The 22828-nt window shown below is 74.5% G+C and carries 21 protein-coding genes; 14 read left to right on the top strand and 7 right to left on the bottom strand.

Features of this window, described 5'->3' with window-relative positions:
* Window positions 1–1596, bottom strand: a 1596-nt coding sequence (locus AB0A74_RS30555; protein WP_358254838.1) for an AMP-binding protein, incomplete at its 3' end; no start/stop codon positions are given.
* Between the two features lie 460 nt (window positions 1597–2056).
* On the opposite strand from AB0A74_RS30555, the gene AB0A74_RS30550 reads away from it, so the two are divergent.
* From AB0A74_RS30550 to AB0A74_RS30520, 7 genes are all read left to right on the top strand, one after another.
* Complete coding sequence (locus AB0A74_RS30550) at window positions 2057–2776, top strand: class I SAM-dependent methyltransferase (RefSeq protein WP_358254837.1); 720 nt, start codon at window positions 2057–2059, stop codon at window positions 2774–2776.
* 339 nt (window positions 2777–3115) lie between these two features.
* Window positions 3116–3829 (top strand): response regulator transcription factor, encoded by a 714-nt coding sequence (locus tag AB0A74_RS30545; protein ID WP_358254836.1) that lies wholly within the window; start codon window positions 3116–3118, stop codon window positions 3827–3829.
* A gap of 175 nt (window positions 3830–4004) precedes the next feature.
* Window positions 4005–4679, top strand: coding sequence for a class I SAM-dependent methyltransferase (locus tag AB0A74_RS30540; protein WP_358254840.1), 675 nt, complete (start codon window positions 4005–4007; stop codon window positions 4677–4679).
* Between the two features lie 81 nt (window positions 4680–4760).
* Window positions 4761–6176 carry a hypothetical protein gene (locus AB0A74_RS30535; RefSeq protein WP_358254834.1) on the top strand — a complete coding sequence of 472 codons (1416 nt, stop codon included), beginning with the start codon at window positions 4761–4763 and terminating at the stop codon, window positions 6174–6176.
* 60 nt (window positions 6177–6236) lie between these two features.
* A complete protein-coding gene (locus AB0A74_RS30530) occupies window positions 6237–7451 on the top strand; it encodes a MoxR family ATPase (protein WP_358254832.1) in 1215 nt (404 codons plus the stop codon).
* Complete coding sequence (locus tag AB0A74_RS30525) at window positions 7448–8644, top strand: VWA-like domain-containing protein (RefSeq protein WP_358254831.1); 1197 nt, start codon at window positions 7448–7450, stop codon at window positions 8642–8644. The genes AB0A74_RS30530 and AB0A74_RS30525 overlap by 4 nt, the downstream gene beginning before the upstream one ends.
* Window positions 8645–8662: 18 nt before the next feature.
* The gene (locus AB0A74_RS30520; RefSeq protein ID WP_358254829.1) at window positions 8663–9178 is read left to right on the top strand and encodes a GNAT family N-acetyltransferase; all 516 of its coding nucleotides are present in this window, start codon (window positions 8663–8665) and stop codon (window positions 9176–9178) included.
* Window positions 9179–9286: 108 nt separating this feature from the next.
* Here AB0A74_RS30520 and AB0A74_RS30515 read toward each other — a convergent pair whose 3' ends face one another.
* Window positions 9287–9889, bottom strand: a complete 603-nt coding sequence (locus AB0A74_RS30515) for a pyridoxamine 5'-phosphate oxidase family protein (RefSeq protein ID WP_358254827.1) — start codon at window positions 9887–9889, stop codon at window positions 9287–9289.
* Window positions 9890–10176: 287 nt separating this feature from the next.
* Here AB0A74_RS30515 and AB0A74_RS30510 point away from each other — a divergent pair, with 287 nt between their 5' ends.
* Complete coding sequence (locus AB0A74_RS30510) at window positions 10177–11577, top strand: condensation domain-containing protein (RefSeq protein WP_358254825.1); 1401 nt, start codon at window positions 10177–10179, stop codon at window positions 11575–11577.
* Between the two features lie 19 nt (window positions 11578–11596).
* Here the strand turns inward: AB0A74_RS30510 and AB0A74_RS30505 are convergent, their stop codons facing one another.
* Window positions 11597–12880: a M14 family zinc carboxypeptidase gene (locus AB0A74_RS30505; RefSeq protein WP_358254823.1), complete on the bottom strand. Its 1284-nt coding sequence runs from the start codon at window positions 12878–12880 to the stop codon at window positions 11597–11599.
* 146 nt (window positions 12881–13026) lie between these two features.
* Between AB0A74_RS30505 and AB0A74_RS30500 the strand changes: the two genes are divergently transcribed.
* On the top strand, window positions 13027–13656 hold the full coding sequence (locus tag AB0A74_RS30500) for a hypothetical protein (protein WP_358254821.1): 630 nt from the start codon (window positions 13027–13029) through the stop codon (window positions 13654–13656).
* A gap of 6 nt (window positions 13657–13662) precedes the next feature.
* On the opposite strand, the gene AB0A74_RS30495 is transcribed toward AB0A74_RS30500, so the two are convergent.
* A complete protein-coding gene (locus tag AB0A74_RS30495) occupies window positions 13663–14235 on the bottom strand; it encodes an EF-hand domain-containing protein (protein ID WP_358254819.1) in 573 nt (190 codons plus the stop codon).
* A gap of 204 nt (window positions 14236–14439) precedes the next feature.
* Between AB0A74_RS30495 and AB0A74_RS30490 the strand changes: the two genes are divergently transcribed.
* Both AB0A74_RS30490 and AB0A74_RS30485 read left to right on the top strand, forming a co-directional pair.
* Window positions 14440–14898 (top strand): ATP-binding protein, encoded by a 459-nt coding sequence (locus AB0A74_RS30490; RefSeq protein ID WP_358254817.1) that lies wholly within the window; start codon window positions 14440–14442, stop codon window positions 14896–14898.
* A 33-nt stretch (window positions 14899–14931) separates the two neighbouring features.
* Window positions 14932–15312 carry an STAS domain-containing protein gene (locus AB0A74_RS30485; RefSeq protein ID WP_358254815.1) on the top strand — a complete coding sequence of 127 codons (381 nt, stop codon included), beginning with the start codon at window positions 14932–14934 and terminating at the stop codon, window positions 15310–15312.
* 152 nt (window positions 15313–15464) lie between these two features.
* On the opposite strand, the gene coaD is transcribed toward AB0A74_RS30485, so the two are convergent.
* Window positions 15465–15875, bottom strand: coding sequence for a pantetheine-phosphate adenylyltransferase (coaD, locus tag AB0A74_RS30480; protein WP_358254813.1), 411 nt, complete (start codon window positions 15873–15875; stop codon window positions 15465–15467).
* Between the two features lie 220 nt (window positions 15876–16095).
* Between coaD and AB0A74_RS30475 the strand changes: the two genes are divergently transcribed.
* Both AB0A74_RS30475 and AB0A74_RS30470 read left to right on the top strand, forming a co-directional pair.
* Complete coding sequence (locus tag AB0A74_RS30475) at window positions 16096–16998, top strand: hypothetical protein (protein WP_358254812.1); 903 nt, start codon at window positions 16096–16098, stop codon at window positions 16996–16998.
* A gap of 91 nt (window positions 16999–17089) precedes the next feature.
* Window positions 17090–17995 (top strand): alpha/beta hydrolase, encoded by a 906-nt coding sequence (locus AB0A74_RS30470; protein WP_358254810.1) that lies wholly within the window; start codon window positions 17090–17092, stop codon window positions 17993–17995.
* Here AB0A74_RS30470 and AB0A74_RS30465 read toward each other — a convergent pair.
* Entirely contained in the window at window positions 17992–18552 is a 561-nt protein-coding gene (locus tag AB0A74_RS30465) for an NAD(P)H oxidoreductase (RefSeq protein ID WP_358254808.1), read from the bottom strand. The two genes, AB0A74_RS30470 and AB0A74_RS30465, sit on opposite strands and share 4 nt — an antisense overlap.
* Window positions 18549–19556 (bottom strand): NADP-dependent oxidoreductase, encoded by a 1008-nt coding sequence (locus AB0A74_RS30460; RefSeq protein ID WP_358254806.1) that lies wholly within the window; start codon window positions 19554–19556, stop codon window positions 18549–18551. The genes AB0A74_RS30465 and AB0A74_RS30460 overlap by 4 nt, the downstream gene beginning before the upstream one ends.
* Before the next feature lie 93 nt (window positions 19557–19649).
* On the opposite strand from AB0A74_RS30460, the gene AB0A74_RS30455 reads away from it, so the two are divergent.
* A complete protein-coding gene (locus AB0A74_RS30455; protein ID WP_358254804.1) occupies window positions 19650–22784 on the top strand; it encodes a BTAD domain-containing putative transcriptional regulator in 3135 nt (1044 codons plus the stop codon).
* Window positions 22785–22828: the final 44 nt, after the last annotated feature.

Raw genomic sequence — 22828 nt, 5'->3', positions numbered from 1 at the left:
GTAGGACGCGATGCCCCGGTGCTCGACCATCACGCCCTTGGGCCGCCCGGTCGATCCCGAGGTGTAGACGACGTAGGCGAGGTCGTCCGGGCCGGACGACGCCGGCGGCGCGCTGCTCGGGTGGTGGGCGAACCGGGTCGCGTCGTCGTCGGTCACCAGCACGGGCGGGCCGTCGGCGGCGAACCGGTCGCGCAGCCGACCCTGGGTGAGCACCACGGCCGCGCCCGAGTCGGCGAGCATGTGGGCCAGGCGCTGCCGCGGGTACTGCGGGTCCAGCGGCACGAACGCGCCGCCCGCCTTGAGCACCGCCAGCAGCGCGACCACCAGGCCCGTCTCGCGTTCCAGGCACACCGCGACCGGCGTCTCCCGCCGCACGCCGCGCTCGCGCAGCTCGTGGGCGAGGCGGTTGGCGCGGGCGTCCAGCTCGGCGTAGCCGACCTCGGCGCCGGCGAAGACCAGCGCGGTCCGGTCCGGGGTGCGGCGGGCCTGCTCGGCGACCAGGTCGTGGACCGTCGCGGGCGCGCCGAGGTCCACGGCGGTCGCGTTGGGCGCGAGCACGACCCGGCGGTGCTCGTCCTCGGACATCACCACGGGCTCGGGCGACTCGTCGTGCGCGCCGGCCAGCAGCGCGGCCAGCCGGGACACCCAGCGCCGCGCGCCGGGCCCGTCCAGGGCGTCGGGGTGGTGCGCGACGCCGGCGAGCAGCCCGTCGGGGGTGTCCAGCAGGCGCAGCACGACCCGGTGCGGGCCGGGGAGGTCGTCGGCCAGCCAGAAGGCGGCGGGGACCTCGGCGGGGTCGAGGCCGGCCAGCCGCAGCGCCGCCGCCGGCTGCTCGCCGTACTGCACCGCCACGTCGGCGGGCGCGTCACCGGGGCGGGACCGGGCGGTCGCCACGGCGGCGGTGGTGCGGCGCACCGCGTCGGCGAACGACGGCCGGCCGGTCAGGTCCACCCGCAGCGGGCGGGCCTCGCGCAGCGCGCCCACGGCGGGTCGGTGCGCGGCCGGGTCGCGGGGATCGGTGACCAGGCCCAGCACGAACTCGTCCCGCTCGGCCAGCTCGCCCAGCAGCAGCGCCCACGCGGTGACCACGACGACCTCGCGGGTCACGCCGTGCCGGCGGGCCAGCGCGGAGACGTGCCGGCGGGTCGGGTGGCCGAGGTCCACGCGGGTCACCACGCGCGGGCCCGGTTCGCCGCGCCCGAACAGCTCCAGGCCCGGCAGCTCCGGTCCGGGCGGGGGAACGTCGTGCGGCGGGCGGTCGTGCGGGACGGCCGGGGCCGGCGCGGGCAGCCCCTCGGAGGGGTGGCCCAGCTCGCGGGCGTAGAGCGCGGACAGCTCGGCCAGGACCGCGGGCACCGACGCCGCGTCGCACCCGGCGGTCAGCGCGAACTCGTGCCGGCCGGGGGCGCGCAGCAGGTGGCAGCCGGGGCCCGCGCGCACCGCGTCCTCGAACGCGGCGACGTCCCGGTGCGCACCCAGCGGACCGGCCAGGGCGCGGTGCCGGGCGCGCAGCGCCGCCCACGCCCGGGTCAGCGCGGGCACGTCCGGGTCGCCGTTCAGCGTCAGGCGCAGCTCGATCGTGGGGTCAACGGTCATGGTGGCGTCTCCGGCTGATGTCGATCCGACCCGGCCCGGGCAAATGGCCCTCCGGTCGTCGCGAATTGGGGACGCCGCTCAGCCTATGAGCGACTCCGCCGTTTTCGACAGACTTCTTTGGGTGGCCCGCCGGCTCATTCCGGCGAATGCCCGGTGCGGATATTTCGAACGAGCACCGTTCCTTCCGAAGTAGGGTGACGTCTCGTCCGCTGGTAGGAGAAAACTAATCACGCAGAGTGATTTTGACGGGGTTCACTTCCCCCATTGGCGTGATTTACGGCCACATTTTCCCAGGACCGGGCTCCGCGCTGCTCCGGAGGGGTGGGCAGCGGCCGGTATTTCCGGCAACGATTGACAAGGGTCCTCCGGCGATGTCCCGGAGGGTGTTTCCCCGTAATTCTGCGGTCCGTCGCCGGCCGTTTCCCGCAGGTCCTCACCCACTCACGCGAAGGGCCCCGTCATGCCTTCCGAAGGTCTGGTCAAGGTCGTCGGCAAGCGGTGCGTGCCGCTCGCCGACGCCGAGTTCGCCGAGTTGCGCGCCCGTCACCGGTCGGTCCTGCTCGACGTGGGCACCGGCGACGGCAAGCACGCCTACCGGCTCGCCCGCGCCGACCCCGACCGGCTGGTGGTCGGCGTGGACGCCAACCCCGACCGGATGCGGGGCGTGTCCGCGCGCGCCGCCGCCAAACCCGCGCGCGGCGGGCTGCCCAACCTGGTGCTGGTCCACGCCGCCGCCGAGGAGATGCCGCCCTGTCTGGGCGATGTGGACGAAATGCACGTGTTGATGCCGTGGGGCAGCCTGCTGCGCGGTGTCCTCGGGCGCGACCCCGCCGTGCTCGCCGGCCTGGCGGGCGCGTGCCGCGCCGGCGCCCGGTTCCACATCACCGTGAACCTCCACGCCTGGCGGCCGGCGGCCCCCGCCGTCACCGGGATCGCCGAACCGACACCCGAATGGGTGCGCCGGGAACTGGCCCACGTCTACGCCGAGGCGGGCCTGCGCGTTACCCGGGCCGGGTACCTGGCCGATGTCGGCGCGAGCGAGTTGACCAGCACGTGGACCCGTCGGCTGGGGGCCTGCCGGGAGGAGTTCGACGTGCTCGGCGTGGAGGGCGCGGCGCGTGGCGGATCGACGCCCGGCGTTGCCGGGATTACTTCTAAAGCGGCATGTCTCCCCGCCTAATTGGCGCGTTAGTGTGAGTGCGTGCACACACCGTGCGGACGTTGCCGCCCGTCCGGTGGTCCGGTAGGTTGGGTGTTAATGCATATTGTTTGCAACTGGGGTGGCGTCGATCCGGATTGCCGGCGGCGCCTGGGGATGGTGAAGCAGACGGCCGGGGTGCCGCGGGTCGGTGGTCCCGGGCGGCTCGCGGTTCCGGTGGTGTTTTCGCGCCCGCCGCGACTGTTTCGAAACGCCGTGGGGAAAACCCGTGGCCGAGGGGGTCGGAAGAACGTGACCGGAGAAGTGTCGGACGAGTATTCAGTCGGGCCCCGGTACCGTCGGGAGACCGGGGCGATAAGCGTGCTGACGCCGGCCGGGGCGGGGCGGGCGCGGCGGGGGATCGCCGTGCTGCTCGCCGACGACCACGAGGTGATCCTGGACGGCCTGCGGGCCGTGCTCGCGCGGGACGACGCGATCACCGTGGTCGGCGCGGTGCACGGCGTGCCGGAACTGCTGGACCGGATCGGCCGCGACCAGCCGGACGTGGTGCTGGTCGGGGCGTCGTTGTTGCGGGTGGACGATTTCCGGGTGGCGCGGCTGCTGGCGGGGCAGCGGGTCGTGGTGGCCACCCAGGACGACTCGGACGAGCTGCTGGTGTCCGCGATCGCGGCGGGTGTGAGCGGCTACCTGCCGCTGGGGTCGCCGGGGGAGGAGTTCCCGCGCGCGATCCGGGCGGTGGCCGAGGGCGGCGCGTACCTGCCCGCGCACGTCACCAAGCGGGTGTTCGAGAGCTTCCAGATCATCCCGCTGCCCGACCCGTCGGCGCCGGCCCTGCTGTCGTTGACCGAACGGGAGGGCCAGGTGCTGCGCGCCATCGGCCAGGGGCGGTCCAACCGCGAGATCGCCCGCGAGTTCGAGGTCAGCGAGACCACGGTGAAGAGCCACGTGTCCCGGGTGCTGGCCAAGCTGGAGCTGCGAGACCGCGTCCAGGCCGCTCTGCTGGCCTGGCGCCTGGGCCTGGTGACCGCGCGCGAGGCCCCCGAGGTGGTGAAGCCCCGGGGCGCGTCGGCGTGACCGCCGGGGCCGAACCCGCGGGTGACGACGGCCGATCCGGGCCCTCCCGGACCGGCCCGTCGCCGCCCACGTCGAAACTTTCCGCTTGAGCACTGGGGGGACAGTGGCCGGCACGGATCTCTACGACGACATCGGCACGGGTTACGCGCTGGGCCGCCGCACCGACCCGCGGTGGATGACCGCGATCCTCGACGCGCTCGGCGGCGCGCGGACGATCGCCAACGTGGGCGCGGGCACCGGCTCCTACGAGCCGGACGACCGGACGGTGGTCGCCCTCGAACCGTCCACGGAGATGATCCGCCAACGCCCGCCGGAGGTCGGACCGGCCGTGCGCGCGGTCGCCGAGGCCCTGCCGCTGCGCGACCACGCCGTGGACGCCGCGCTGGCCGTGCTCACCGTCCACCACTGGACCGACTGGCGGGCCGGGCTCGCCGAACTGCGCCGGATCGCGCCGCGCCGGGTCGTGCTGGCCTACGACACGAGCCTGCACACCGAGTTCTGGTTCGTCCGCGAGTACGTGCCCGAGATCGCCGACCTGGAACGCACCCGCCCGTCGGCGGCCGACATCGCGGGCGAACTGGGCGCGGACAGCGTCACGCCGCTGCCGCTGCCGTGGGACTTCGTCGACGGCGTCTTCCCCGCGTACTGGCGACGCCCGGACGCCTACCTCGACCCGCGCGTCCGCCGCGCGTGCTCCGCCCTGGCCCAGACCGACCCCGCCGCCGTGGACCGCGGCGTCCGCCGCCTGCGCGCGGACCTCGACAGCGGCCGGTGGCACGACGACCACCGCGACCTGCTCGACCTCGACCAGTGGGACGCCGGTTTCCGGCTCGTCGTCTCGCACACCTGAGCGCCGTTTGCTGGTACGCTCGGCCGCGATGATCACCTTCTCTGGTAGATCGGGGGTTTCATTCGCGCAAGGTGAGTGCTGATGCACCACACCACCGCGGATGAGAACCTTCGCCTTCACTTCTGGACGCGCGTGCGCGAGTTCGCCGTGCCGCCGTCGATGGTCGAGACAGCGACCGCCCGCCGCTCGGTGGGCGACTGGGCCGGGGCCTGTGCCGCCGCGCGCTTCGACGTGGACCTGGACCTGCGGGCCGTGGGCCGGACCCACGGTCGGCAGCTCGCGGCACAGGTCCGCGCCGACCTGCGGCACCTGGCCCCCGACCTGCTGCGCTGGCACTTCCCGAGGATCGGTCCGGACGGCTTGCTGCGCCCGGGGCTCACCGTGTCCCTGGCCCGGTACGCGGCGGGCCCGCACCTCGTGGCGCGCACGCCACCGGCGTGGGCGGCAGCCGGGCAGCGGATCAGCCTGGCGTGGTGGGACCCGGCCGAACCCCGGGCCGGCGCGGGCACGCACCCGCACCCCCGGCCGGACCGGCGGTTCCGCCTGGACCTGCACCGCCACCTGTGGGACGCGCGCCGGGCCGGCGAGCTGCGGGAACGGTCCGCGGGCGGCGATCCCCCGCCGGGTTTGACCACCGCGCTGCGCGCAGCCGGCTCGCGGGCCGTCGGGTCGCCGGCAGCCGAGGGGCCCGCCGCGTCGTGGGCCGTCGGGCCGCCGCCAGCCGAGGGACCCGCCGCGCCGTGGGCCGTCGAGGGGGAGGGTTTCGCTGTCGGTCGTTGGGTGCCGGAGGCCTTGCTCCTCCTGCGCGCGGACCGGTGCGCCGACCGCGTGATCACCGTGCGGCTCAACGCCGGTCGGTGGTTGGCGCTGGCCCCGGACGAGCCGACACCCGTGCTCACGGCCGCTCCCCGACGAGACCCCACCCGGCCCGTCCTGCCCGACGCCGCCACCCGCACACCACCCGACCTCGACCTGCTCCGCGCCGGCCTGGTCGACGCCGACCGGCTGCACCCGCTGGTCGCGTCGGCCCTGGTCCCCGGCCACCGGCGAACAACCGGAAGTCCCGACCCCGCAACGGGTCCGCGCCTGGTCGAGTGCCGCGGCGCGACGCACCGGATCGGCGTCGTGGACGGGGTCCTGGTGCCGCTGGACCACGACCCCGACGAGGTCCGCCGCGAGGAGCTGCTGGCCGAGTGGGGCGGTCCGCCGTTGCCGTGCCTGCGGGCGATCGACGACGTGCACCGACAACCGGAGTCCCTTGTGGACGTTCGCGCCCGGCTCGACCACGGCGACACCGCCGGCGCCGTCGCGGCCGTCGAAGCCCTGCTCGGCCCGGAGGCGCTCCTGCGCGCCGGCGCGCTGCGCGACGAGCTGGACGCGGCGGTCCGCCGCCGGCTGGCGCACGGCCTGTACCGGGCCGGACTCGCCGGCGGCCCGGCTCCCTCCACAAAGGACGGTCGGCGACGGGTCCGCCCGCGCCACGCGTTCTCTCGCTGAATCCCCCCGCGTGCTCGCTCGGCCGACGCACGTCCCTACGCAACCCGAGGGTGCCCGAATATGCCCACTTCCCTGTCCGCGCGACCGCTCGACGTCGCCGCCGACCTGCTCGCCCTGCTCGGCCGCACGACCACCGAAACCCGTTCCGACGCCCAGCTCGAAGCCCTGACCCTGGCCGTGTCCGCCGACCTGCCGGTGCTGCTGTGGGGCGAGCCGGGGATCGGCAAGACCGCCGCCCTCACCCAGCTCGCCGACGCCCTCGACCTGCCGCTGACCACGGTCATCGCGAGCGTGCACGAACCGTCCGACTTCGCCGGCCTGCCCGTCGTCGGCGACGACCCGGCGGTGCAGGGCGTTCCGATGGCCCCGCCGGACTGGGCGGTGCGCCTGGTCCGCGCCGGCCGCGGACTGCTGTTCCTGGACGAGCTGTCCACCGCGCCGCCGGCGGTCCAGGCCGCGCTCCTGCGGGTCGTCCTCGAACGCCGGATCGGCGCGCTGACCCTCCCGCCGGGCGTGCGGATCGTGGCCGCCGCCAACCCGCGCTCGTCCGCCGCCGACGGCTGGGAGCTCAGCCCGCCGCTGGCCAACCGGTTCGTCCACCTCCAGTGGGCCCACGACCACGACGTGGTGGTCCGCGGGCTGGGCGGGACGTGGCCGCGGGCCGAGCTGCCGCGCCTGGACCCGGGCCGCTTGCCGGACGCCGTGGCCTACGCGCGTCGGGCGGTGTGCGAACTGCTGGCCGCCCGCCCCAACCTGGTGCACCAACTGCCCAAGGACGAGACCCGGCGCGGTGGTCCGTGGCCGTCGCCGCGCAGCTGGGAGATGGCGTTGCGGCTGATCGCCTTCGCCACCGCGGCGGACGTGTCCCGGGACGTGCTGTCGATGCTCGTGCGGGGGACCGTGGGCGACGGGCCGGGCCTGGAGCTGCTGGCGAGCCTGGACCGGATGGACCTGCCCGACCCCGAGTCGCTGCTCGCGAACCCGGCGGCGGCCGTGCTGCCCGAGCGCGGCGACCTGCGCCAAGCGGTGCTCGACGGTGTGGTGGAGGCGGTGCGGCGACGTCCGGAGGCGGCGCGGTGGGACGCGGCGTGGGCGTTGTTGGTGCGGGCGTTGGACACCGGCGCGCCGGACCTGGTCGTCGTGCCGGCGGCGACGCTCGCCGCGTTGCGCCGCGACGACTGGGAGGTGCCGGCGGCGATCGAGCGGCTCTCCGGCGCGGTGTCGGTGTCGCGGCTGGCCGACCGGACGGCGGCGCGCGTCGGGGCGGGCCGGTGAGCCTGGACGAGCGCAAGCTGTTCGCCGCCCGGCTGCACGCGGTGCGCTGCCGGCCGTACCTGGCGACGGCGTTGTTCGCGCTGCACGTGGTGGAGTCGCGGCGGGTGCCGACGATGGCCGTGGACCGGCACTGGCGTTGTTACGTCTCCCCGGCCTTCGTGGACCGCACGCCGGAGGAGGAGTTGGCCGGGGTGTGGGTGCACGAGGTGTCGCACCTGCTGCGCGACCACCACGGGCGCGGCGACCGGTTCGCCGCGGAGCACGGGCTGACCGGGCCGGGGGAGCGGTTGCGGATGAACATCGCCGCTGACTGCGAGATCAACGACGACGTGTTCGGCGACGGGTTGGCACGGCCCGAGGGCGCGGTGGAGCCGGAACTGCTGCAGTTGCGCGAGGGGCAGTTGATGGAGGACTACCTGCGCCAGTTCCGGCTCGGCCCGTACACCGACGCGTTCACGTGGCTGGACTGCGGCAGCGGCGCGGACGGCCTGGAGCGCGAGTGGGACCTGGGGCCGGACGGCGCGCACGGGCTCAGCGAGCAGGAGCGGGACGCGGTGCGGTTCCGGGTCGCCGAGGCCATCACCGGCCGGCCGGGCGACGTGCCGCTGGGCTGGCGGCGGTGGGCGGAGCGGGCGTTCCACCCGCCCCAGCCGTGGCGCGACCTGCTGGGCGCGGCGGTCCGCTCGGCCGCGTCGGCCGCGGGCGCGGGCGACGACTACACCTACGGCCGCCCGGCGCGCCGGTCCACCGCCCTGCCCGGTGTCGTGCTGCCCAGCCTGCGCCGCAGGCCGCCGCGCGTGTGCGTGGTCGTGGACACCTCCGGGTCGGTGAGCGACGCGGAACTGGGCAGCGCGCTGCTGGAGATCGCCGCCATCGCCCGCGCCGTGGGCGGCCGGCGCGACCTGGTGTCGGTCCTGTCCTGCGACGCCGCCGCCCACGTGACGCACCCGCTGTGCCGAGCCGAGGGCATCCCCCTGATGGGCGGCGGCGGGACCGACCTGCGCACCGGCTTCACCCGGGCCCTGCGCACCCGCCCGGACGTCATCGTCGCCCTGACCGACGGCCAGACCCCGTGGCCCACCGTGCGACCGCCGTGCCGAACGGTCGTGGGCCTGTTCCGCCGCCCACCGAAACCGGGCGACTACCGACCGGACCCACCGCCGGCGTGGGCCCGGGTGGTGACCGTGGGGTGAGCACTACTGTTGGCCCACATGTCCGGCCGCCTCCACGCCCCAGCCATCGGCACCGCCCGCCTCGACCTGGTGCCGTTGCGGGTGGACCACGCGGAGGAGATGGCCGTCGTGTTGGCCGATCCCGCGTTGCACACGTTCACCGGCGGCACCCCGGACGACCCGCGAGCCCTGCGGTCACGCTACGAACGCATGCTCGCCGGCTCGCCCGATCCCGCGGTCTCCTGGCTGAACTGGGTCGTCCGGCTGCGCGAGGAGTCCCGCCTGGCGGGCACGGTCCAGGCGACGGTCGGCCCCACGGACCAGGGCCCGGTCGCGGAGGTCGCCTGGGTGGTGGGGACGCCGTTCCAGGGGCGGGGGATCGCCCGTGAAGCCGCCCGGGGGCTCGTGGACTGGCTCGGGCGGCAGGGCGTGCGCACGGTCGTCGCCCACGTCCACCCCGACCACCACGCGTCGGCCGCCGTCGCGACCGCCGCCGGACTCGCGCCCACCGACGAGGTGCACGACGGCGAGGTCCGGTGGCGGCTGTCCCGATGACGCCCCGGCTGTCCCGGTGACGTCCCGCCTGACCCGGTGACGCCCCCGCCTGACCCGGCGACCCCGGCCGATCCGGCCGGCCCCGGCGACGCCCCCGGCCGGCCCGCGTCACCTCGCGCGCAGGCGGGCGTTTTCCTGTTCCAGCTCGGTGATCCGGTCGCGCAGCGCGCCGACGGCCTGCTCCACGGCGTCGCGCGGGAACAGTTGCGGGATGTGCTGGCGGCAGTTCCAGTCGTAGGCCTCGACCTCGATGAGCACCGCGCGTTCGACCTTCGCCCGGTAGTCCGGCAGCGCGAGCCGTTCGACGACCTCGGGCGAGTCGTCGGCGCGGGCGTGGCCGATGAGCTTGAGGCGCGTGCGGTTGGCGTAGTCCATCAGGAACAGCGCCACGCGGTCGTCGTGGTCGAGGTTGCCGCGGGTGATGTACTGCCGGTTGCCGCGGAAGTCGGCGAAGCCGAGCGTGTGCTCGTCCAGCACGCGCAGGAACCCGGGCGGGCCGCCGCGGTGCTGGATGTAGGGCCACCCGGTCTCCCCGACGGTGGCCAGGTAGAAGCTGTCGCGCTCGGCGATGAACGCCGCCTCGTCGGGGCCGATGCGGTCCCGGACCGGCGCGGCGTCGGCCATCCGGGCGTAGGCGTCGCGGCTGCCGTGCCGCTCCTGGTGGAGCTGGACGTCCGGGGTGAACATGACTTGGGCGAAGCGGCTGGTCATCTCGGCCTCCGGGCGCGTTCTAACGTTTGACCTAGGGTCCAACCGTTAGATCGGTCATGGTCATTCCGGTTGCCGGTGATCTGTGACGGCAGTCACATCACGAGTTCACTCGATAGCGTGGCTCGGGTCTTCGGCGGTGGTTTCTTGATCGGGCCGTCGTTAAGGTCCTCGCTCGGGTACGGCGACATTCCGCCGTGTGGTCGTGAGACGAGCCACCCTCCCCCCGAAGGTTTCAGGTACGCCTGCGCGCCGCCTTGTGCCGCACCGGCAGGCAGACGGAGAAGGTCATGCGCATCACCGATGTCCAGCGTTGTGAGGTCCGGCCAGGGCGCGTCGTGGAGTGGGTGCTGCGCCCCGTGGCCGCCGCGACCGGCGCGCCGGACGACGCGCGACCGCCGGCGTACCTGCAGGAGTCGCACGTGCGCACGGCCCGGAGCCTGCGCGAGGACGGCCTGTTCGTCCCGACGTGGCTGGGCGTCGCGTTCGACCTGCCGGGCGCGGTGGACCTCGACGCCCTGGAGGAGGCGTTGCGGGTGTGGACGTTGCGGCACGAGACGCTGCGCAGCGGTTTCCGGTGGGAGGACGGCGAGATGCGCCGGTTCACCCTCGACGCCGACGCCGTCGCGCTGCACCGAGAGGACGTCGGCGAGTTCACCGACGCCGACGTGCTCGTGCAGCACCTCCAGGACCGGTTCGACGTCGCCGCCGACACCCTCACCTGGCCCAACTTCATCTACGCGGCCGTGGCCCGCGAGGACAGCACGAGCGTCTACCTCGCGTTCGACCACAGCAACGTCGACGCCTACTCCATGTACCGCGTCCCCGCCGAGCTGCACGAGCTGTACGCCGCCGCGCTCGACGGCCGCACCGTGGACGCCGCGCCGATCGCCAGCTACGTCGACTTCTGCGCCACCGAGCGCGCCGACGCCGACGAGGTGGACGCCGACCACCCGGTGGTGGACCGGTGGCGGCGGTTCGTGGCGCGCTGCGACGGCCGGATGCCGAACTTCCCGTTCGACCTGGGCCTGGCGCCGGGCGGCCCGCTGCCCACGCAGAAGTCGTTGCACGAGATGCTGGTGGACGACGCCGACGCGGCGGCGTTCGAGCGGCACTGCCGGCCCTACGGCGGTTCCCTGGTCGGCGTCCTCGCCGCCACCGCGCTGATCATGCGCGAGATGACCGGCGACGACGTCTACCGCACGGTCGTGCCGTTCCACACGCGGGCCAAGTCGCGGTGGTCGGACTCGGTCGGCTGGTACGTCGGCGGCGTGCCGGTGGAACTGCCCGTGGCCACGGCGGGCGGTTTCGACGGCCTGCTGCGCGCGGCCCAGGCCGAACTGCGCGCGAGCCGCCCGGCGTCGCGGGTGCCGGTCGCGCGCGTGCTGCGCCTGCTGGGCGACGACTTCCGCCCCACCTCGCCCGACCTGTACTCGATCGTCTCGTTCATGGACGCCCGCCCCACGCCGGGTTCGGAGCGCTGGCGGGACATGAAGGCGTACGGGCTGATCCGCGTGTCCTACGGCGACCAGGTGTGCGTGTGGGTGACCCGGCTGCACGAAGGGCTCCAGTTCGCGTGCCGGTACCCGGACAACGACGTGGCGTACAAGAACATCCGCCTCTACGTGGACCGGCTGCGCGAGGTCATCCTGTCCGTCGCGCGGCCGGCGGACGCACCCGCGGCGGGGTAGCGTCCACCGGCCGCCGGCGTCAGCTCGCGTAAGGGGCCTTGGCGGCCTTCGCCGCCGTCAGGAAAGCGCCCTTGTTCCGCGGCCAGAACAGGCTGTCCACGCACGAGTACTGCGGGAAGAACCCGCCGCAGCTGCCGCTGCTGGACCCGATCTCGAACGTGTAGCTGGCGATGCCCAGGGTGCCGTAGGTGAAGTCGTCGGTCGTGCCCGTCGTGTCGCCCTCGGCCACCACCGTGTACCCGTTGAACGCCGCCATCTTCTTGCCCAGCGCGGCCAGTTGCGCGGCGTTCGGGTTCGCGTTCCACGTCCAGCCCCACGGCGGCATGATCAGGTTGCCGTAGCTGTGGATCGTGATCATCACGCCCTTGGTGGTCACCGGCGCGGGGTCGGTGTCACCGGGGCCGCGCTGGTCGGGGAACAGCTGCTTGAACCACGCCTCCAGCGCCCTGGTCTCCGGCTCCGACCCGGCCGCCGTGCCCTGGTAGGTCTCGCCGCACCGGTTCGTGCCCGCGCCGCCCCACTTGAACGTGGAGTTGCGGTTGAGGTCCACGCCGTAGCTCGGCACCGAGCAGGACGCGCCGGTGTTGTTGGCGTTCTTGCGCTGCATCAGCGGCCGGCTGCCGCCGGAGGCGACGATGTCCACGCCGTCGGGGTTGACGATCGGGACCACCCACAGCTCGGTGGTGTCCAGGATGGACGTCACCTCGGCGTCGGTGCCGTAGCCGCGGGTGACATGGTCGATCCAGCGCCACGCGAGTTCACCGGTGGCCAGTTCCCGCGCGTGCAACTGCGCGATCATGGCGAACCGGGGCTTGGGGGAGGTGGGGCTCAACGCGCAGTCGCCGGCCTGCTTCTTGGTGATGCAGATGGCCTTGATGTCGTGCCCGCCCAGGCCGCGGGTCTTGCGCCAACTGTCGCCGATGTCGAACACCTGCGTCAGCGCGGGGTACGCGGCGGCCACGTCGGTCAGGTGCTTCTCGTGCTCGGCGACCGTGTGGTAGCCGCCGTAGAACGTCTGGACGCCGATGTCGCCGCTGCGGCCGGGCGGCACCGGCTTGTAGACGGTGTCGAACTTCTTCGGCTGGTAGCCCAGCGCGGTCAGCCGGCCGGCCACCCGCGCGTCCCCGACCACCTGCACGCCGCCGTCCACGCCGTGTTCGACGTCGAACCCGGCGTCCTGGAGCGTGCGCTCATCGGCTCCCGGGACCTGCCAGTAGAACGGCGTCGAGTCCGGTGCGGCGGCCATCGCGTTGGTTCCCAGCAGCAACAGGGCCGCGGTGAGAAGTCCCGCCCGTAGTTTCATGGAAGACCTCCAGACGAGCCGGCGGTCGGTGCAGGGTGGGGGTGACCGCCGCTCCGCTCGCGAGTATGGGGCCGACCCGGTCACGATCAACACCTACTATCGGTGGTCAGCCGCATCTGGAGCGTGATCGCGCTAGGGTTCGCGGCATGGTGAGACTGGGGGTCGTCGCCCTGTTGTTGGCGACGGTGGCATCGGCCTGCGCGGCGGAAGAGCCCGAGTACGTTTCGCTCATCGAGGCGTGCGACCTCGTGGACCCGGGGACGGTCACCGCGCTGTCGCGCGGCCTCCCCGCCGCACCGCCGAGCCGGGAGCCGGTCCGGTTTTCTGACGACCGGGTCGACATGGTCGAGTGCCGCCACGAGTTCGGCGATTCCGGCAACGTGCCGGTGTTGCCGCACGACGACTGGGCGCCCGACACGCCCGGCACTCCCCTGTACCGCTACGTCACGGTCACGGTCATGCGCTACCGCGCCGGCGACGGCCGGTCGGCCACCGGGAACGCCCGCCACCACCTCGCGTCGGACCCGCAGGCGAAGGACCCGGCCATCACGGGCGCCGGCCTGGACGACGGCGACGTCATGCACAAGTACAACGGGGTGCAGAGCTACAGCCGGGTCAGGGCCGTGGACCACAACGTGTTCCTGACGGTCGAGTACGGCGGGGCGAACGGCAACGCCAGACCGCAGGGCATGCCCGCCGACGAGAGCCGCGAGGGCGCCCTGCGGCTGCTCACCGGCGCGGCGTCCCGGTTGCCCTGCCCGAAACCCGGCTGCTGATCCGCCTCAGGCGGTCGGCCGCGGCCGACCGATCCACCAGTTGGCGGGCGAGTCGGGGTCGGTGCTGGTCCAGTACTCGACGGTGGCCCGGATGAACTCCTCCGGGGACAGCGAGCCGTCGCCGTCGGTGTCGAGGTGCTCGAACGCGGCGGCGGCGTCCTCGTCGCTCAGGTCGGGGAAGTGGCCGCGCTGGAAGGTCAGGAACTCGGCGGGCGTGACCCGGCCGTCGGCGTCGATGTCGGCGATCCGGAGGAACTCCCGGGCGAGGGCGCCGAGCGTGGCGTCCGCGGCGGCCGGGTCGTCGGCGAGGTCGCGGGTGGCGGCGATGAACTCGTCCCGGCCGATGGCGGTGGTCCCGGCCGGCAGGTGGGGGAGGTGCACGTCGTGCCAGACGCGGACGTACATGTCCACGATCCGCTCCTCTTCCGCCGACCCGGACCCGTGCCCGAGCGCCGCCGCGACGCGCTCGCCCATGAGGACGTGGTCCCGCTCGTCGAGCAGCCCGTCACCGTCGGCGTCGAGGTGGTCGAATCCCCGCCCGATCTTGTCGAGGAGCAGGTCGTTCTCCGTGGAGGTCATAGGGCGGAGTCTCGGGTCGGCGGTGGGTGCGGGCAAGCAAGATCACCGGATCGGGAACCCGCCCTCACCCGGTCAGCCGCACGCACGTCGAGGGCGTGAGAGGGGCCGCAGTCCGCATCCCGGCGGATTCGCGGGTCGCCGCGCGGGGTATGTCGTCGCGTGAGCCGCTGGTGCGGCGGGATGCCCGATGGGGGTGATGTGGTCATGTCCTCGCAGTCGTGGGACGCGGGAGACGAGTCTGGCGACGAGGTGGTGCTCGCGCTGGACGGGGTCGCCGTGCGCGAGGTGCGTGACCTTGTGCGTGATCTGCTCTCGGACCGCGCCGGGGTCGCGGTGGACGACGCCGTGCTCGTGGTGGACGAACTGGTCAGCAACGCGTTGCGGCACGGCGAGCCGCCCCGCCGGTGCCGCCTGGTCCGGGCCGGGCAGCGCCTGCGCGTCGAGGTGGACGACGCCGGCTCCGGCCAGCCCCGCATCCGCACCGCGGACGCCTCCGGTGGTCGCGGCCTGGTGATCGTGCAGGCGCTGTCCACCGACTGGGGCGTGGTCCGCCACCCGGAGCACAAGACGGTGTGGGCGGAGGTCCTCCTCGCCGGTCAGAGCCGTCCCTCGCACGTGGCGCCCGCGCAGACGTGGGGCGACACCCCGGCACAAGGCCGATGATCACCGGTGCTCCGGTCCGGTAGCCTGCCGGCCGTGGACGACCACCCGGACCCGACCGAGCCCGGCGCGCTGCGGATCGACCGCCGCGTCCTCGACGGCGCGCTGGTGCTCGCGGTCGCGGGCGAGGTGGACCTCGACTCGGTCGAGGGCCTCGCGGCGGCGCTCACCGACGCCGTCGACCGGGGCCCGTGCGAGGTCGTGGTCGCGGACCTGTCCACGGTGACCTTCCTCGGCTCGATCGGCCTGACCGCGCTGCTGGAGGCCACCCGGCGCGCCGACGCCGCCGGCCGGTCGCTGCACCTGGTCGTGGACGCCAACCGGCCGGTCATCCGCCCCATCGAGATCACCGGCCTGGACCTGGAACTCACCCTCTTCCACACCGTCGAGGAGGCGCTGCACGGCCGCGCCCGGTGACCGGCGAGACCGCCGACGCCGTCCGGGGCCTGGACGCCGAGGGCCAGCCGCTCGTGGACCGGGCGATGACCGAGCCGGCCGGCACCCGAACGAGGAACGGGCGATCCCTCCCGGCCGCCCCGGTGCTCAGGCGAGGGAGTAGGCGACCCCCACTACCGCGGAGCCGTCGCCACGACCAGGGTCGAGGAGATGTGCGCGTTCGAGGCGCTCGACGGCACGAAGAGCGTTTCGATCCCGGACAAGTGACGGTTCGTGTGCGCCATCGGCAACTCGTGCTCGAAGTCGGCCAGGTTGCGCACGCCCCGCACGATCACGCCGACACCCGCCTCACGGCAGTAGTCGACCAGCAACCGGCCGGGACACGAGTCCACCGTGACGTTCACCAGGTCGCTCGTCAGGTCCGCCAACAACGCCAGCCGTTCGGCCAACGGGAACCGGCCGGTCTTCGCCGGGTTGGTCAGGACGCACATGACGACCTCGTCGAACATGCCCGCCACCCGGCGCGCCACGTCGAGATGTCCCCGCGTGGCAGGGTCGAAGGAGCCGGGGAACACGGCACGCATGCCTCGCGATGCTAGTGATCAACGCAGACCGCGAGGTCGGCCAGTGACGGGAGTCTCGCCGCGCCTCGACGGCACGACATGTCCGGTGAACGGCCCCGCCGCGCTCGACCCCAACGTGCAATCGGTGTGCAGCGGAACGAACGATGTTGGCGGGCAACGGCAGGCCGGCCAAGGAAACCGCACCCCCCACGCCATGATCCTCGTGGAGCTTCACCCGAACATGAGGGGATTCTTGAAGGGTTCGTTACTCCGCCGTGCCGTCGTCGCTGTCGTCGCGTCGGCGGCCGCGTTGGTGTCGCTGGCGCCGTCCGCGAGCGCGTCGGCCGACACCACGGGCTCGGCCTCGTTCACCGGCGATCCCGGCGACTGGGTCACGCAAGGCTTGTCCTACAAGTACAACACCGACGCCGGTGACTCGGTGCGGGCGTCCGGCAGCGAGAACAACGACTACGTGCGCGTCAACATCGACGGCGCGAACGGGGACTGGTGGTCGGTCGAGTTCGCCGCGCCACAGGGGCAGCAGCCGACCGTCGGCACGTACACCGACGCGCAGCGGTACCCGTTCCAGCCGAGCACCGCGCCGGGCCTGGACTACTCCGGCAACGGGCGGGGCTGCAACCAGCTCGGCGGCACCTTCACCATCGAGGCCATCGAGTTCGGGCCGCGCGGTTACGTCGAGCGGCTGGACGCGACGTTCGAGCAGCACTGCGAGTTCGCCGCCGTCGCGGCCCGCGGCGAGGTGCACGTGCTCAACCCGCCGCCGCCCGCGCAGCTGAGCCTGGACATCGCGGTCTCCACCAGCGGCACCGCGAGTTCGCTCAACGGCAAGGCCACCATCAACGGAACGGTGGACTGCTCCGCGCCGGTGCGCATCCACCTCAACGGCCGGGTCGCGCAGGTGAAGAACAACGTCCTCATCCGCGGCGACTACGCCACGGCGGTCGACTGCGTCCCCGGCGCCGCGACCCCGTGGACGGCGATGGCCGACCCGACGGGCACGACGCCGTTCCAACGCGGCCCGGTCGAGGTGACCACGCACGGCTACGCGATCGACCCGCACTACGGCAACGCGGTCGAGATCGACAAGACGACGGTGGTGCGCCTGGAGCGCGCCGCCGCCTGACCGCGGGCACCGACGAGCCGGGGCGGTTCACCGCAGGTCCCCACCTGTGGTGGACTGCCCCTCGTCGCGATTTCGGCGTTGGGGGAGTTCCGTGCGGTTGGGGTTGGAGCAGTTGATCGATCCGGCGCTCGCGGTGCACGTCGCCGAGTGCCGGGAGTTCAACGCCGGCACGCCGGCGGGCAGGGGGCCCAACGGGCCGGAGGAGTTGCGGGAGGCGCGGGCTCGGCAGGTGCCCGCCAACGCGGACCCGGCGGCGGTGGAGGAGGTTGTCGAGGCCGGTGGTCGGCGGACGAAGGTTCGGGTCCTCCGGCCTGACGGCGTAGCGCCGCGCGGGGTTCATCTGGACATCCACGGCGGCGGCTTCTACCTGGGGTCGGCGGTCGGCGGGGACGTGCGCAACCGGCAGCTCGCCGACGCCCTCGGCATCGTCGTCGTCAGCGTGGACTACCGGCTCGCGCCCGAACACCCCTGGCCGGCCGCGCCCGACGACTGCGAGACCGCCGCGCTGTGGCTGGTCGAGCAGGCGGGGGCGAGGTTCGGCGCGCGACGGGTGACCATCGGCGGCTTCTCCGCCGGGGCCACGCTCGCCACCGCGACCCTGCTGCGCCTGCGCGACCGCGACCTCGTCACCCCGTTCGTCGGGGCCGTGCTCCAGTTCGGCACCTACGACCTGAGCGGTCGCACGCCGGCCGGGCGGTTGATCGCCGACGAGTACTTCATCCGGGCCTACGCCGGCCACGTCACCGACCGCACCGCCCCCGACATCTCCCCGATCTACGGCGACCTGCGCGGACTGCCCCCGCTCCTCATGGTCGTCGGCGGCCTGGACGTGCTGCTGGAGGACAACATGGCCATGGCGGCCCGCGTCTCGGCGGCCGGGGGCGACGTCGACCTCCGCGTCTACCCCGAATCGCGCCACGGCTTCACGTCCCGCTCGACCGGTATGGCGAAGGCGGCCCGAAGCGACATCGAGGGTTGGCTCGCGCGACGGTTCTAGACCAACGCGGCCGCCACCTCCTCGGCCTCCGCGACCAGCGGACCGAGGTCGTCCCCGGTCAGGGTGCCGTGCAGCATGGTCAGCTCGACGTCGTCGATGCCGCAGTACCGCGACACCCCGTCCCGCAGCTGACGCTCCACCAGCCCGGCCATCCCGTGCCGCACGAACGTGTCCTCCGGTTCGCCCGCCAGCCCGATCCGCCGCATCCGCTTGCCGCCCAAGCTCGACGGACCGTAAGCGAAACCGTGGTTCCACACCCGGTCGATCCACCCCTTCAGGATCGCGGGCGGCCCGAACCACCACACCGGGAACACCACCACCAGCACGTCCGCCGCCACCACGCGCGCCATGTGCGCCCGCACCTCGGGCGAGTACGCCTTGCCGGGATCGGACCAGTCCGGCTCGTCCTCCTCGGTCATGCGCGGGTCGAAGCCCTCGGCGTGCAGGTCCAGCACGTCCACCTCCGCGCCGGCCGCCAACCGGGCCCGCACCCGGTCGGCGACGTGCGCGGTCAGTGAGTCGCGGCGCGGGTGGGCCACGACGAGCAGCGCCCTCACCGGTCACCCAGCCGCACGAGCATCTTGCCGGTGTTCGCACCGCGCAACACGCCCAGCAACGCCTCGGGCGCGCGCTCCAGCCCGTCCACCACGGTCTCCTCCGCCCGCAGCGACCCGTCCGCGAGCCACCGCGCCGCCGTCCCGACGTACTCGCCGAACAGGTCGAAGTGCGAGGTGACCAGCATGCCGCGCATCGAGATCTCCTTCTTGGCCACCTCGTAGAGGTTGCGCGGACCGGGCGGCGGCTCGGTCAGGTTGTACTGCGCGACAGCGCCGACCAGCGCGATCCGGGCGCCGGTCCGGGCCGCGCCGATCGCGGCCTCCAGGTGGTCACCGCCGACCGCGTCCAGGTAGACGTCCACGCCGTCGGGCGCGGCCGTCGCCAGTTGGCCGGGCAGGTCGCCCTCCCGGTGGTCGATCGCGGCGTCGTAGCCGAAGTCCGCCAGCTTCTTGGTCTTCACCGGGCCACCGGCCGAGCCGACGACCCGCGCCGCACCCAGCTTCCGGGCCACCTGACCGGCGACGCTGCCCACCGCGCCCGCCGCCGCCGACACGAACACCACGTCACCGGGCCGCACCGGGGCCACCCGGGTCAGCGCCGCGTACGCGGTGAGCCCCGGCGTGCCCAGCACCCCCAGGTACGCCCGGGGCGGGGCGAGGGCGGTGTCCACGACGGTCACCGCCGCCGCGTCCAGCACGGCGTGCTCCCGCCACCCCAGGAAGTGCGTCACCACCGCGCCCACCGGGACGTCCGAAGTGGACTCCACCACCTCGCCGACCGCGCTGCCCTCCAGCGGCGCGCCCAGCTCGAACGGCGGGATGTAGGACGGGGCGTCGTCCATGCGGCCGCGCATGTAGGGGTCCACGGACATCCACGTGTTGCGCACCAGGACCTGGCCCTCGCGCAGCTCCGGCACCTCGGTGCGGACCAGGTCGAAGTGCTCCGCGCCCGGCTCGCCGACGGGGCGGGCGGCCAGGCGGACCTCACGGCTCGTGCGGGTCATGTCGTTCCTCTCCGGTTGTTCGCCGACGTGATCCACACTGCGCCGGACCTGTTCGGATCCGGCTCGGATCCGGCTCGGACTAGCGTGGGCGGCATGCGTTTCGGGGTGCTGGGTCCGCTGGAGGTCCGGGCGGCGGACGGCACGCCGGTGCGCGTCGTGGAGCGGAAGGTGCGGCTGGTGCTGGCCGTGCTGCTGGCCGACGCGGGCCGGCCGGTGTCGGTGGACCGGCTGGTGGACGCCCTGTGGGCGGACCGGCCGCCGGGCAGCCCGGTGCGGGCGGTGCGGGCGAAGGTCGCGCAGCTGCGCCGGGCGCTGGACGACGCCGAACCCGGCGCGCGCGAGCTGGTCGAGTCCCGCGCGCCCGGCTACGTCGTGCACGCCGACCTGGACGCCGACCGGTTCACCGCCCTCGCCGACCTGGCCCGCCGCACCGACAACCCGGCCCGGCGCGCCGCGGTGCTGAGCGACGCGCTCGCGCTGTGGCGGGGACCGGCGTTCGCCGACTTCGCCGACGAGGAGTTCGCCCGCCCGGCCGTGACCCGCCTGGAGGAGGCCCGCCTGACCGCGCTGGAGGACCAGGCGGAGACCCGGCTGGCCCTGGGCGACCACGCCGCGCTGGTCGCGGACCTGGCCGAGCCGGTCGAGCGGCACCCGCTGCGCGAACGCCTGCGCGCCGCCCACCTGCGCGCCCTCTACCGCTCGGGACGCCAGGCCGAGGCGCTGGCGGCGTACGAGGACCTGCGCCGCCGCCTCGCCGACGACCTGGGCCTCGACCCCGGCCCCGACCTGCTGGCCCTCCACCACGCGATCCTGACCCGATCCCCGGCGGAAGCCCCACGCCCCACCACCGCCCGCGCCCCAGCCGCCAACGCCCCAGCCCTGGCCGCCCACGTGCCGACCGCCGCCGGCGTCCCCGCTTCCGCCGCCGCCCCCGCGAGCACGCTCCCGGTCCCGGCGACCCCGCTCGTGGGCCGGGCGGACCTGGTGGCCGACATCGGCGACCGGCTCGCCACCGACCGCCTGATCACGCTCGTCGGCCCCGGCGGCGTCGGCAAGACCCGGCTCGCGCTGGAGATCGGCCGCCGCGCCCGCTTCCCCGACGGCGTCCGCCTGGCCGACCTCACCGGCCCCCGCACCCCGCTGGACGTGGTCGCCGCCGCCCTCGACGTCCGCGACGACGGGACCTGGGGCCTGCACCCCGTCCCGCCCGTCGAGCGCGTCGGCCGGGCCCTGCGCGACCGGCGGCTCCTGCTCGTCCTGGACAACTGCGAGCACGTCGTGGACGAGGTCGCCGCCCTCGCCCGCGACCTGCTCTCCGCCGCGCCCGGCCTGCGCGTCCTGGCCACCAGCCGCGAGCCGCTGGCCATCGCGGGCGAGGTGCTGCGGCCCGTGCCGCCGCTGCCCGACGCCGACGCCGTGCGCCTGTTCACCGACCGGGCCGCCGCCGTCGCGCCCGGCGTGCCGCTCGACGCCGACGCGGTCACCGCCCTGTGCCGCCGCCTCGACGGCCTGCCGCTCGCCCTCGAACTGGCCGCGACCAAGGTCCGGGCGCTGGGCGTGCGCGGCGTGCTGGACCGCCTCGACGACCGGTTCCGCCTGCTGCGCGACGGCTACCGCGACGCACCGGCCCGCCAGCGCACGCTGCGCGCGGTCGTGGACTGGAGCTGGGAGCTGCTCACCGACACCGAACGCCGGGTGCTGCGCCGCCTGGCCGTCCACGCCGACGGCTGCACGTGGGAGGCCGCCGAGCACGTCAGCGCCGTGGACGACGTGCTGGAACCGTTGACCCGCCTGGTGGACCGGTCCCTGGTCGTGGTCGGCGACGGGCCGCGCTACCGACTGCTGGAGACCGTCGCCGCGTACGGCGTCGAGCGGCTGGCCGAGGCCGGCGAGCTGGCGGAGGTCCGCCGCCGGCACGTCGAGCACTACACCGCCTACGCCGAACGCGCCCGCCTGCGCGGCCCCGAACAGGGCCGGTGGCTGGACCTCCTGGACACCGAGGCCGCGAACCTGCACGCCGCGCTCACCCACGCCGACCCCGCGCACGCCGCCCGCCTGGCCGACGCCCTGGTCTGGTACTGGGTGCTGCGCGGCCGGCTGGGGGAGGCGTCACGCGCCCTGGCACCCGTGGCGTCGGCGTCGGCGCGGGCGTGGCGCACGGGTCTGGCCGTGCTGACCGGCGACGGCGCGGACCGGGCCCGCCGCGTCGCCGACGTCCTGGCCGAGGACCCCGACACCCGGTCCCGCTGGTTCCTGGGCCACGCCCTGTGCGCCATCGGCGACCTGGCCCGGGGCGGGCGACTGGTCGAGGAGGCCCTGCACGCCTTCCGCGCCGAGGGCGACCGGTGGGGCGAGGCCGCCGCGCTGGCCGACCGCGCCACCGTCCGCCTGCTGCGCGGCGACCTCGACGGCGTCGCCGAGGACGGCGGTCGCAGCGCGGAGCTGTTCACCGAGCTGGGCGACCAGTGGGGCAGGCTGCGCACCGTGCTGCCCCTGGCGGCCCGCGCCGAGGCGTTCGGCGACTACGCCGAGGCCGGCGCCCGCCTGGACGAGGGCCTGGTCCTGGCGCGCCGGCTCGGCCTGTGGACCCACGTCGCCGACCTGACCGCGGGCCAGGCCCGCATCGCCCTGCTCCGCCACGACCACACCACCGCCCGCGCCCTGCACGAACGGGCCCGCGACCTGGCCGCCGGCCACGGCCACCGGGCGGGCGAGGTCAACGCCGTGCTCGGCCTGGGCCTGGGCGCGCGCCGCGAGGGCGACCTGGACACCGCCGAGACCCACCTGCGCACCGTCCTGCGGTGGCACGAGCAGGTCGGCCTGATCAGCGCGAACGCCCTGGTCCTGGCCGAACTCGGCTTCATCGCCGAACTGCGCGGCGACGCCGGCACGGCCCTGGACCTGCACCACCGGGGCTACGCGGCCGCCGAACCCACCGCGGACCCCCGCGCGCTGGCCCTGGCCCTGGAAGGCCTGGCCGGCGCCCACGCCCTGGCCGGCCGCCCCACGACCGCCGCGGTGCTCCTGGGCGCGGCCGACACCGCCCGCCGCTCCCGCGACGCGCCGCTGCCGGAAGCCGAACGCGCCGACGTCAACCGCATCACCGAAGCCACCCGAGCCGCCCTGACCCCGGCCCTGTTCACCCACCACCACACCACCGGCACCACCCTGACCCCGGCCGAGGCCCACGTCCTGAGCGCTGATCCGATCGGCGCGGCACCGCGCTAGTCCACAGTGGACACGTTGGAGCGCGACGGGCCGGTCCGGCGGGT

It is taken from the genome of Saccharothrix sp. NPDC042600, assembly GCF_040647305.1.
Taxonomy (GTDB): domain Bacteria; phylum Actinomycetota; class Actinomycetes; order Mycobacteriales; family Pseudonocardiaceae; genus Actinosynnema; species Actinosynnema mutabilis.
Note: the sequence above shows the minus strand (reverse complement) of the source record. Positions and strands in the feature narration are given on the sequence as shown.